Source organism: Psittacicella hinzii (assembly GCF_003585885.1).
Taxonomy (GTDB): Bacteria; Pseudomonadota; Gammaproteobacteria; order Enterobacterales; family Psittacicellaceae; genus Psittacicella.
This window is the reverse complement of the sequence record NZ_NRHC01000080.1, coordinates 1-11,869: the sequence shown is the minus strand read 5'-3', so window position 1 is coordinate 11,869 and position 11,869 is coordinate 1. Positions and strand designations below refer to the sequence as shown.

General features: G+C 36.8%; 9 protein-coding genes. 7 read left to right on the top strand and 2 right to left on the bottom strand.

Going from position 1 to position 11,869, the window contains the following annotated elements:
- The coding region (locus tag CKF54_RS06195) for an ATP-binding cassette domain-containing protein (RefSeq protein WP_119525498.1) at positions 1 to 755 on the top strand (755 nt) is incomplete at its 5' end.
- A 197-nt stretch (positions 756 to 952) separates the two neighbouring features.
- On the opposite strand, the gene CKF54_RS06190 is transcribed toward CKF54_RS06195, so the two are convergent.
- Positions 953 to 2,317, bottom strand: a complete 1,365-nt coding sequence (locus tag CKF54_RS06190) for an FAD-dependent monooxygenase (protein WP_119525497.1) — start codon at positions 2,315 to 2,317, stop codon at positions 953 to 955.
- 898 nt (positions 2,318 to 3,215) lie between these two features.
- On the opposite strand from CKF54_RS06190, the gene miaB reads away from it, so the two are divergent.
- From miaB to CKF54_RS06160, 6 genes are all read left to right on the top strand, one after another.
- Positions 3,216 to 4,643, top strand: a complete 1,428-nt coding sequence (gene miaB, locus CKF54_RS06185) for a tRNA (N6-isopentenyl adenosine(37)-C2)-methylthiotransferase MiaB (RefSeq protein WP_119525496.1) — start codon at positions 3,216 to 3,218, stop codon at positions 4,641 to 4,643.
- A 606-nt stretch (positions 4,644 to 5,249) separates the two neighbouring features.
- Positions 5,250 to 6,218, top strand: coding sequence for a phosphatase PAP2 family protein (locus tag CKF54_RS06180; protein ID WP_119525495.1), 969 nt, complete (start codon positions 5,250 to 5,252; stop codon positions 6,216 to 6,218).
- 254 nt (positions 6,219 to 6,472) lie between these two features.
- On the top strand, positions 6,473 to 7,654 hold the full coding sequence (locus CKF54_RS06175; RefSeq protein ID WP_222987546.1) for a BspA family leucine-rich repeat surface protein: 1,182 nt from the start codon (positions 6,473 to 6,475) through the stop codon (positions 7,652 to 7,654).
- Between the two features lie 605 nt (positions 7,655 to 8,259).
- Positions 8,260 to 9,441: a hydroxymethylbilane synthase gene (gene hemC / locus CKF54_RS06170; protein WP_222987544.1), complete on the top strand. Its 1,182-nt coding sequence runs from the start codon at positions 8,260 to 8,262 to the stop codon at positions 9,439 to 9,441.
- A gap of 2 nt (positions 9,442 to 9,443) precedes the next feature.
- Entirely contained in the window at positions 9,444 to 9,944 is a 501-nt protein-coding gene (locus tag CKF54_RS06165; protein ID WP_119525492.1) for a regulatory protein RecX, read from the top strand.
- Positions 9,945 to 9,947: 3 nt separating this feature from the next.
- Positions 9,948 to 10,613, top strand: coding sequence for a DUF3413 domain-containing protein (locus CKF54_RS06160; protein ID WP_119525491.1), 666 nt, complete (start codon positions 9,948 to 9,950; stop codon positions 10,611 to 10,613).
- 587 nt (positions 10,614 to 11,200) lie between these two features.
- Here CKF54_RS06160 and CKF54_RS06155 read toward each other — a convergent pair.
- Positions 11,201 to 11,602, bottom strand: coding sequence for a hypothetical protein (locus CKF54_RS06155; protein ID WP_119525490.1), 402 nt, complete (start codon positions 11,600 to 11,602; stop codon positions 11,201 to 11,203).
- Between the last annotated feature and the right edge of the window lie 267 nt (positions 11,603 to 11,869).

The window sequence follows — 11,869 nt, the reverse complement described above, 5'->3', positions numbered from 1 at the left end:
AAGAGCAAACTCAAGAGCAAACTCTAGAGCAACAAGCACCAGAGCAAACGCAAGAGCAAACTCAAGAGCAAACTCTAGAGCAACAAGCACCAGAGCAAACGCAAGAGCAAAATGTCCAAGATAACCAGAAGCAGACTATTTGTACGGTTGCAAACCTAACTTTAGCTCGTAATAAGCGAGAACTCTTTGCGGGGTTAAGTTTTTCTATACAGGCTGGTCAAGTACTGGGAATTGTAGGTCCTTCAGGAATAGGTAAATCTAGTGTTGGTGATGCTTTATGTGGTTTGCTCAAAGCAAAAAGTGGTTCTATTACTTGGCATCTTCCCGAGCGTAAAGTTCCACAAATTCTCAAGCTCTATCAAGATCCTATTAGCTCTTTTGCTCCTAATGTAAAACTTGCTATTTTACTGCAAGATGTAATAAATCGTCATCAACTTAATGCCTCTTTAATTCCAGAACTTTTAAAAGTACTCCAACTCAAAGAAGAACTCCTTGAACGTACAGCTAATCAAGTATCTGGAGGCGAATTACAACGTTTAGCTATTCTTCGCGTTTTACTTTTTGAGCCAAAGGTAATCTTTGCTGATGAAATTACAAGTCGTTTAGATCCTTTAACGCAAAGAGAAATTTTGGATTTTCTGATTAGGAGTTGTAAGCAAAGAAACTGCGCGGTAATTATAGTTAGTCATGAACAAGGCTTAATTGACTACTATTGCCAAGAAGTCGTTAATCTACAAAACTATGTTACTGCGTAACCATTGCAAAGCTCCTGCAATTGCAGATCTCTAACAATAACAGAGCTCTGAACTCTAATTGAAGAGCTCTAAACTCTAATTGCAGAGCTCAAATAACAGAGCTCCAATTACAAAGCTCAATAAGTTAAACCCCGCCATGTTTAGACAAACAGGCGGGGTTTTAATTATATGGTTATATATTTAGCTTTGAGCTGGAATTATTTCTTACCAAGTAAAGCCATTACGCTTTGCCCTATCTCTGCAATCCCACGTAGTAAACCGCGCTCACCATTAGCATAGTTAAGAGCATAGTGTTTTACTGCCGTAATGCCACTTACGCGATACATATTTTCACGTAGGACTTTGGCAATTGGTGAACGAGAGATATAGGTATGATGCAGAGCTGATAAGAACTCCTGCATTAGAGTGTTATCGATATAACGCTCATAGGCATAAGCTTTACCAAGTGCATCTAGTTGCGTAAAGGTGTGATCGGCAAAAAGACGAACTAGGCATTGTACATCTTGTAAACCAAGATTTAACCCCTGTCCAGCTAATGGTGAAACTGTATGTGCAGCATCCCCTACTAGTAACACATTATTTTGCCAATAGTGTTTTGCTCTTTGACGTGCTAGAGGAAAACTACCAAATTGTTTTACGGTAAAGTCAGAGCCAAGCTTGTCTGCTGGGAAGTTGTCTTTGATTTTAGTTTTTAACTGTTCAGGTGAAAGTTTACCAAGGCTATCAATGGTTGCGATTTCATCGTACCAGCAAAGGACACCATGATTTGCTTTTACAGGTAACCAAGCTTTAGGACCATTAGCATCTACTTGTTGCCAAGTAAGGTGAGTAAACTCTTCTAAGCCTTGTCCTTCGATTTCAATTAGCATGCACTTAGTTGGGTAAGAATGAATATCAACTGCGATATTTGCTTGCTTACGCCAGAAAGAATTTGCTCCGTCAGCTGCAATTACTAGATTAGTTTGTAATACTAAACCGTTACTAAAAGCAATCTCCCAGCTTATATCTTTAGCTTGCGGAGCATAACTTTCAGCAATAGAAAACGTTGAACTTAAACGTTTTACTGCTTTTTCAACTGCTACTTGCTCTAAGAAAACAAACTTATCTCCATAAGCTTGGCAAGCTTGGAGTAAGCCATTTACTAGGGCAGCATTTTCTACCATATACCCAAGTTGATTTAGGTTTACTTCGCTTGCAGTAAATAAAGTTGTTTGCTCTTGCTCACCTACGTGCAGAGTTAATTGATCATAAGGATTTACATGCTGGGCAGCTATTTCTTGCCAACCACCTATTTGCTCAAGAAAGCTTGCATTTACATGGTTAACCGCAAATACTTTTAAATCAAGTTTAGAGGCGTCCCAAGCTTTTAAAGGATTAGGGTCATGTAAAAAAACCGTAAAGCCTTGCTTTAATAAAGCAAGAGCTTGCGCTAAACCAACACAACCAGCTCCGGCGATAAACAGACTTTTCTCTTCTGGGAAAGTTACTCTGCCAAGAGTGGTTTCTAAATTACCTAATTGTAAAACTTTTAGATAAGTTTTTGGAGAATTTAAATTTGTCATAATAGTCTTAATTTAAATTAAATTTACATTCCTCAAGAATTGTTTAGTTTTGTTGTAAGGCTTTTGCTGCAACAGCTATTTAGTTTAGACTTCAGCTTAAGCTTAAGCCTCTACTTTAGCCTAGCCTCTGCTTTAGCCTATGCTTCAACGTCTATTTCAAAGTCTGCTTCAAAGCCAAGTCTTTACGATAAAATTTTACGTCTACTTTGGTAGCCGTAACAAACAGAGCAAACAATTCCTCAGCAATGTAAATTTGGGTTTAGTTTCTTTAATGTAATTCCTGAACGTTATAACAGAAGAATGAAGAACGGAAGAACAGAAAAGTAGAAGTTACTAATTCCCTCGCAAGTGACCTTCAATTAACCTCTTTACCTTACTTTTATCAGTCTAATTAAGAATTACTAATATTTAGTTAAGCATTAACCAACTTTTTCTTAAAAATACCCTCACTCTTCTGCAAAAAACTAAATTTTTGCTTATAATTTGCTACAGAAATTATTATAGCAGTTTGTCACAAGTAAAATTTACAAAAATCGGTCAAGCACCGTTTCATTAAAAAGGAGAAACAACTTCTTTTAATGTAAGCAAACAGGCATAACTTATATTGCGTTATGGTCGTGTCGTTGTCGTACGCTATCGATACGTTGTCGTACATTATCGATCCGTTATTGTACGAACGTCAAGGTGTCACATATGAAAGACAACAAGTAGAAGTGCTACTGTAGAAATGTCATATGTAAAGGTACTACACGTAAACCCATAAGCGCCACTTTAACTTTATCTACTTGCAAACTCGCTACAACATAGCATACATTAGTACGCTTTCCGAGGAACTGTTCTCCTAGCTTTTAGGAAAGGCCCTCACTATGTTTTTTGTTTAATCATTTGTTTATCTATTATGAGTAAAAAATTATACATCAAAACATGGGGCTGCCAAATGAATGAGTATGACTCAGGTAAAATGGCAGACCTTCTTCAAGCTACCCAAGGAATGGAGTTAACAGAGATTCCTGAAGAAGCTGATGTTCTTTTATTAAATACTTGTTCAATTCGTGAAAAAGCACAAGAAAAAGTATTCCACCAATTAGGTCGTTGGAAAAACATCAAAAAAGATCGTGATGTAATTATCGGCGTAGGTGGTTGTGTAGCTTCACAAGAAGGTGAACACATTAAAGAACGTGCTCCATATGTTGATATTATCTTCGGACCACAAACAATCCACCGTCTTCCGGAACTAATCAACCAAATCAATTCTGGTAAGAAAAACGTTATTGACGTTAGCTTCCCAATGATTGAAAAGTTTGATATGTTACCAGAGCCACGTGCGGAAGGTCCAACAGCTTACGTATCAATTATGGAAGGTTGTAACAAATTCTGTTCTTTCTGCGTGGTACCTTATACACGTGGTGAAGAAGTATCTCGTCCATTAGACGATGTACTATTTGAAGTTGCAAGCTTAGCACAACAAGGTGTACGTGAAGTTAACCTACTTGGACAAAACGTAAATGCTTACCGTGGTGAAAAAGCTGATGGAACAATTTGTTCATTTGCGGAATTACTACGTTTAGTAGCTTCAATTGACGGTATTGATCGTTTACGCTTTACAACGTCTCACCCAATTGAATTTACTGACGATATTATTGACGTTTATCGTGATACTCCTGAACTAGTAAGCTTCTTACACTTACCAGTACAATCTGGTTCAGACCGTATTCTTAACTTAATGCGTCGTAATCATACACGTCTTGAGTACAAATTTATTATTCGCAAACTACGCGAAGCACGTCCTGACATTCAAATCTCTTCAGACTTTATCGTAGGTTATCCTAACGAAACTGATCAAGATTTTGAAGATACGATGAACTTAATCGCGGACGTGAACTTTGATATGTCATTTAGTTTTATCTACTCAGCACGTCCAGGTACACCTGCGGCTGATCTAGAAGACAATGTGTCTGAAGAAACTAAAAAACAACGTTTATATTTACTCCAACAACGTATTAACCAACAAGCTATGGCTTACTCACGCCGTATGCTAGGTACAGTACAACGTGTGTTAGTTGAAGGTATTTCGAAGAAAAATATTATGGAACTAACTGGCCGTACTGAAAATAACCGTGTGGTTAACTTTGCTGGAGAGCCAGAGCTTATCGGTACTTTCGTAGATATCGAAATTACTGATGTGTACGCAAACTCTTTACGTGGTAAAGTGGTTGCACGTGAACACGAACTTGGTTTACGTAAAAATACTTCGGCGGCAGATATGATGTCTCGTACTGCTAAAGAAGATGAGAATGGAGTAGGTCACTGGCGCGCAGCTGCGTAAGGTGAACTTTCCAGTCGCAAACATTATAAAAAGATAAAGATAAAAATTAACCGAGTTTTCTCGGCTTCTAGCTATGATTTTGCACCACAAAATCATAGCTTTTTTACTTTTTACTTCATTTTTCCTTTTTGAGTTGATTGTAGGATCTTTAAGTTGTTCTTTGGATCTTTAATCTTTGAGTTGCTTGTGGGATCTTTAATATTTGAGTTGCTTATGAGATCTTTAAGTTGCTTATGAGCTGTACCCCAAATGCTAGACAAAACAAAAAACTAACATTTGGAGGTATTGCTCGTACTATCTTTGAACTCCTTACTTTCTCTTTGAGCTACGGCAATTCTAGCCTCCCAAGACTTTGAGAGAAAACAACTCAAGCTGTAAGCAAAAGTCCAAAAGTTTCTTTCTTGTGATATAATAGGCAAAGTTAGTTTAAATACATGTCCATCATGTATATTTTTAGCTAATCTAATTTTTTCAAAAGATAAAGATAATGTATATTGATTATTAGCCTTTCACGACCACAAGGAAAGGCTTTTTTATTTATGCTAAAATATTAGCTAAAAATATAGCTAACACAAATTAAACAACAAACTGGTTTTTTAGCTTTCTATGAAATTTAGATACTTCTACCTCCCACTTTTGGTTTTACTTGCTTTACCTCTAGCTTTTATTTTTAGTGGGTATACCTGGGATTTAAATAAGCTAGCTACTTATAGTTCATTTTGGGATCTGATTACAGTAACCGCAAATCCGGTAGCAGCAGTTATTATAAGCATACTTCTACTAGCAGTATTGCTTTACTTTTATCGCGCTAACTTCAAACTTTGCATTGCTATTGCCGTTTACTGCTTTGCTGCAGTTGTAGCAACCCAAGTAATCAAATCCGTAGTAAAAAATACTCTTGAAGAACCACGTCCATTTACTTATCAAATCGCTTATCGTTTACAAGAAATTGACGCGGAGAGATTTATCTCTGACTTTGAGAAAGCATACAAAAGTAACCCGAGCAATCCAAGTCCATACCAAGCTGATTTAGCTGGTGATGATTCAATTGGTAATCTAATTAACTCTCTAGAAAATGGTACTTACACTGGAGAAACTACCATTGACGTTAATGATGATCAAGCTCCAAAACGTGTACAAGATTACTTAGATTACTACTTTGATAAACTTGATAAAGAAAAACGTATTGCTTTTATCCGTTTTTATGAAAACTCATACATGCAAGGTCCGCAAGAAGAAACACGTCGTGCTGCTTTAGACAGACTTGCTGATGAAAGTCCTTACTCATTCCCATCAGGTCATTCAATCTTTGCAGCTACTTGGATGATGATCTTTATGGTAATGGCATTTATGGCGCGCAAAGCAAGCTTCTGGTTAGTAACTGCTGGTGTAGTTACTTGGGGCTTACTCGTAGAGGCAAGTCGTATTATCCTCGGCTACCACTATGCGCATGATGTACTTGCAAGTAACATTATTGCCGCTTGTGTAATCGGTGCGACTTTCTGGATTATGAGTTTTATGTACCGTCTTCTTTCTAATCGTGAAGCTAAGGCAACTGAAACTTCACAAAATTAAGTTAAAGGAATTTACCTCTTAACTAAATAGCAAAACTTAAAAATAACTTGTTGAGGAAAACTCTATTAGAGTTTTCCTCTTTTTCTTGGGTATAATATTATTAAACTCTCTCCTCACAAAGCAAAGATTACATGAATTTCTCTCTTACAAAACTTAAGTTATTACCCAAGTTATTGTCTAAGTTATTAATCAAGTTATTGCCCAAATCATTTCGTTCTGCCTCTCGCTTTGTTGTTTGCTCCTCTATGCAAACAATGAGCAAAGCTGAACTCTCTGCCAAGCAACAACTTGCACAAATGAATACTTATACAAAGCTCATGTTAGCTAGTTGCTTGCTCTTCTTGCCATTCCTTAGCTCAAGTACATTTGCAAGCTCTAACGTACAAAGCACCCCACAAACAGGCGCACAAACAGGGGAACAAACTAGTCAGGGCACTAGCGCAGAGCAAACTCCTCCAACTCCTAACTTACTTAATCCCTCTTATTCACCTGAAGACTTTCCTGAACTCTTTGGTTATGATCTTGCTCAAGCCAAGGTACGAGTAAGCTTTACTGATCTTAGAGCCCTCAAAGAGTTTCTTCAAACTTATCTTGCATTGCATACTCAAGAGTATCAACTTATGTGGATGCGCGATGGACAAAAAGCTCGTAAGCGCAATCAAGCTCCACAAGTACTTGATCTTAACTTTATCGATGTGAGTCAGATGACTTCTCTTCAGGGACTTTTTGCTTTTGCTACGCAGAGCAAGCTACCAGACGATAACGAGGGGGTAGATCTATCAGGTCAGATAGAGCAAGTAAATACGCAAGCAAATGTGCAAGCAAGTCCTCAAGCTGAGCTTGCCCAGTTTAGTTGTGACTATACAAAGGATCTACTGAAAGCAGACAAACAAATTGATATCTCTCAATGGGATGTTAGTCAGGTGACTAACCTAGACTACCTCTTTCTTTGTAGTGCTTTTGCAGGGGATATTTCTCAATGGAATGTCAGCAAGGTAACTTCCATGCGTGGAACTTTTATGGGAGCGCAACAGTTCAATAGTGACCTAAGCCAATGGAATACCGCGCAAGTTACAGACATGAGTTATATGTTCTACCAAGCAAATCAGTTTACCTCTGATTTAAGTTCTTGGAATGTTGGTAAAGTAAGATCTATGGCAAAAATGTTTGCTTATGCTTCCAGCTTTAACTCTGATTTAAGTCACTGGCAAGTTAACAAAGTAACCGACATGACAGGCATGTTTTACCAAGCGCAAAGCTTTAAAGCCAATCTCAATAACTGGCAAGTGGAAAATGTCAAAGATGTCGAAGCTATGTTTGTTGGTTCGTTACTAGAAAAAAGTCCACAAAACGTGCACTCTTGGTTAAGTAAGCTTGGCGTCCTTAAGTTCAAACAGCTCTGGAACTTACCAAGTAAAAACGAAACTGCAGAGTAAATTAGCATAAGAAATCTAGCCTGCAGAGTAAATTAGCATAAGTAACCTAGTGGTTAAAAGTCTCGCAAGTAGTAATCTAATTTACAAAAACTCTTGGTGCTAACCCCTAGGTACTTGGTGGTACTTGGTGGTACTTGGTGGTACTTGGTGGTAACTCCCTAGGTAAGCGTTCCAAACTAAAAAATTATGAGTAAAAAACCTCGAGTTACCAACTCTTTTTTGAGTTTTTGCAAAAAGATTCTACTTTGCTCTTTAAATTAATAAAGTTAACCGTATAAATAAAGCAAAGAAATGGAATTAACGCTTAATGACTTCTTACTTATGTTTTAGTTTAATTTAATTTCTTATTTTTGTTTCATAAGCATTTTTTTAGGCTAGGGCTGTTATTAACAGTCCTAGCTTTTTTATTTGCTTAGCTTAGCCGTTTTCTTAGCTTAGCAGTTTTATCAGCTTGACAGTTACCTGCCTCTTTTCTTTTAGTTCTATAGCTCTCCTTTTGCTTTCCTTTAGCTCCCTTTTAGCTCTCCTATTGTAAAAATTGCCTTAGCTTGCCTCTTTACCTTTATAATAGAAAGGTAAAAAAATTTTCCACAAATAAAGATATGATGACAAAAAATCCTCTTGTAATTGCCACTCGCCAGAGTGCTCTGGCTCTGTGGCAAGCTAATATGATCCAAGATCTTATTAACTCTTTACCAGCTTTTAATGACTTTGAAACCAAACTATTACCTATGGTTTCTACGGGAGATATTAAACTAGATACCGTTCTAGCAAAAGTTGGTGGTAAAGGTTTATTCACCTATGAGCTTGAGCAAGCTCTAAAAGCTAAGCAAGCACAAATTGCAGTACACTCTTTAAAAGATGTACCAATGATTCCGGAAGAGCAATTTTTCTATACTTATAATGCTCGTCATTACCATGAAGATCTTGCAGTTTTTCCTGCAGGAAGTCCATACAAAAGCTTAGCTGACTTACCAGCTGGAGCAGTAGTTGGTACAGCTTCAGTACGTCGTAAAGCTCTTCTTGCTTATTTCTACCCGCACTTAAAAACCAAACTTCTCCGTGGTAATGTTAATACCCGTCTAGCTAAACTGAACGATGCCGAGCAAGGGTATGATGCTATTATCTTGGCACGTGCTGGTTTAGATCGCCTTGGTTTTCTTGCAGATCTCCAGGTAGAAATTCTAAGTCCAGAACAAGGATGGGTAAGTGCTCCAGGACAAGGTATAGTTGCCGTACAATGGGACGACAACCAAGAAGTTTCTGCTTATAGTGAGTTTTTAAATGACCCGGTAAATGCTTTACTGACCAATATTGAAAGAGGGGTAGCGCGCTTACTTGGAGGCTCTTGCTCTTTACCTTTAGGGGTATATGCTCACTTTGTGAATAAAGATGGTGAGCAAGTACTAACTAGTGCGATTACCGAAGAGTTTAATCGCCTCCGCCACCAGTTACAAGCGCAAGCTTACCAAGAGTATCACCCAACAACTCCACAAGTACTTACACAAATTTGGCAAGACAAAATTCGTAACTCTGCGCAAATCCAAGATTTTGTTATGGGTTTACAACTAGAGCAAATTCATGTCCATGTGTTTGTAGGGGACTTAGAAGCACAAAAAACTATTCGTCAAACTTATACTTTTGATTTTGCTGGGCATAGTTTAGTTAACTTAGATAGCCCGACTCTTTTAACCCAAGTATTGCAGTTTGTGCAAATGATTGCCTCTGACATTGAAAGTAAAGGTTTTGCACAAATTACGAGCTTACTTGCACAACAATTAAGTTAATCATGTCAGCATACGATTATTTAATTTACCTTTTAAGTCGCAAAGAATACTCGTTAAATCAGTTACGCCAAAAACTAAAAAGTAAAAACTACCCTGATAATGAAGCCGAGCAAGCTTTACAAATTGTGGTAGAGAAAAAGTATCAAAGTGATGCGCGTTATGCCGAGTCATTTGTTCATGATCAGGCTCTTGCCGGCTTTGGACCTTTGACTATTGCCAACAAGCTTCGCATTAATGGCATTCGCGACCATTTAATTGAGCAAACGCTAGATGAGGCTCAATTTGATTGGTTTAAACAAGCTTTTAACTACTTTATTCGCAAAGATTATGACCAGCTTGAGCTACAAGATGCTAAGGTTAAAGCTAAAATGCAACGCCATATGTTTAGCAAAGGGTACAACTTTGAACACATTAGTTTTTGTCTCACAACTTTACAAGAGTTAAAAGAGATGGAGGTTGATCCTCAAACTTTTATTCTTAACGACTTTAGTTACGAGAATTAAGCTATGCACATACTATTAAACTCAACTGAGTACTTATCACCTCATCAAAGACGTATGATGAACCTCAGATGGAGTTATTGGTTTGTTCTCTTCAATCTAATTATCCTCTGGTTATTAGGTTCTCTCTACTTATACCCTTTAGAGTTTCACTCTTATGTAAGCTTGTCTTACTACATTGCGACTTTATTTAGTCATTTCTTTTTACTCGCTATTGTTAGTGGAGTAGTACCAATTATTGCTTCATTTGTGTTCAAAAACGGACACTATTACCGTCTTTTTATTGGTACTTACTACACTTTACTAATTATGCTTTTGGCACTAGACCAAGCTGTCTACAATCATTACCAAGAGCATTTAAGTCTGGAAAAACTTGTATGGCTCTTAGTTAACAATCCACGTTACCAAGAGTTTTACGTGTACTTTATATTTCTACCTCCTCTCTTGTTGGTAGAACTGCTGTTTGGGGTCTATGTTTGGCGACGAGTATTTCATTTACCAATTCGCTCGAACTTTACTTACATTTTTATGTTTGTGATGCTAGTCTTTGTTATATGGTCAAATACTCTTTACGTTCATGCAGTCAATACCAATAACTATGACTTACTGATTTACCGTTCAGTATTTCCATTAATGTTCTACTTCCGTTATCCTTATTGGTTTTTAACTTAAAAGTAGACTAGCAACTACCTAAACCCACTAAATACACTTAAACATACTAAATACACCTAAACACACTTAAATACACTTAAACATACTTAAACACAATAAGAATAGATAACTAAAACCTCCTGCAAGTAGAAACTTGCAGGAGGTTTTTAACATAAAAAAAAAGACCACCCATAATAGGTGATCTTCAGACAATAAAACAACAAAGAGATACTAAATAAAGAATCCAATGTTTTAGTACTTCGTTGTTCTGTTTTGTAGTTATAAGCTTAACTACAAACAACTCTCTAATAGATTAAGTTAGGTTAATTAACCCCACGACATAAGATAGGAATAAGAGGTACAGAAAGTTAATGGTACAGAAAGCTAATTAAGCTAACTTAAGCAATTAGTAAGAAAATTTTTACAAGAACTTTTCTAAGTGTGAGCTTTCCTTAAAATATGATCTCTTCGATCTCTTCTATGTTCTTCAATTTATGAGTTCTTTGCCTTATAAGCTTGCTTTATGATAATAAAGTTTTCCTCTTAGCAATGCTAAGAGGAAACTTCAAGGATGCGAGCTAAACTCTTAGATTTAAATGGGGTAAATCTTAAGATTTTTTGTTAATTTGTACTTGGTTCATTAAGTAACCAACATTTGAAACTTGTTGCTCATAACCAAGAGCTGTTAATGAAGCGTTAATGTCAGTTAAAAGCATATCAGCTGGAGCTTTAACAATTAAGTTACCTACAGTGTAGTAAGTGAAGTTTGCTGGGCTATCTAAAGCAATGTCAACAATACCACTTTCACTTGCTCTTACTGAAGCTTGAATGCTTTTACCGTTAACTTCAATAGTTTTCACTTCTGTGTTAGCAGTTGCTTTTTGCTCTGCTGACATTTTGTAATAATCGTGGTAAGCAGTTGCAGGATCGTTAGAGCTTGCATTTGCGTTAAAAGAAACGAAAGCTGTTGCTACTGCTAATGATGATACTAATGCTGTTTTGATTTTCATAACTAGATTCCTGTTGTTTTATTTGTTGTTTGTAAATGTTGTTTGTAAATGTTATTAGTTGTTGTTTTTAACTATTGTTGTAACTATCGTTGTAACTATCGTTGTAACTATCGTTGTAACTATCGTTGTTTGTAACTATAGTTGTAGTTATCGTTGTAACTATTGTTTGAACAGTTGTTTGTAACTGTAGTTTAGTTGTCTGACTTTACCTTAAACGGCAAAGCTGTTTGTTGTTTTGTGTTGATAGTTCCTAAGTTACCTAGTTCA

Coding starts and splice junctions, on each gene's coding strand:
- CKF54_RS06190 (WP_119525497.1), bottom strand. CDS start 2,317: ATGACAAATTTAAATTCTCCAAAAACTTATCTAAAAGTTTTACAATTA.
- miaB (WP_119525496.1), top strand. CDS start 3,216: ATGAGTAAAAAATTATACATCAAAACATGGGGCTGCCAAATGAATGAG.
- CKF54_RS06180 (WP_119525495.1), top strand. CDS start 5,250: ATGAAATTTAGATACTTCTACCTCCCACTTTTGGTTTTACTTGCTTTA.
- CKF54_RS06175 (WP_222987546.1), top strand. CDS start 6,473: ATGAGCAAAGCTGAACTCTCTGCCAAGCAACAACTTGCACAAATGAAT.
- hemC (WP_222987544.1), top strand. CDS start 8,260: ATGACAAAAAATCCTCTTGTAATTGCCACTCGCCAGAGTGCTCTGGCT.
- CKF54_RS06165 (WP_119525492.1), top strand. CDS start 9,444: ATGTCAGCATACGATTATTTAATTTACCTTTTAAGTCGCAAAGAATAC.
- CKF54_RS06160 (WP_119525491.1), top strand. CDS start 9,948: ATGCACATACTATTAAACTCAACTGAGTACTTATCACCTCATCAAAGA.
- CKF54_RS06155 (WP_119525490.1), bottom strand. CDS start 11,602: ATGAAAATCAAAACAGCATTAGTATCATCATTAGCAGTAGCAACAGCT.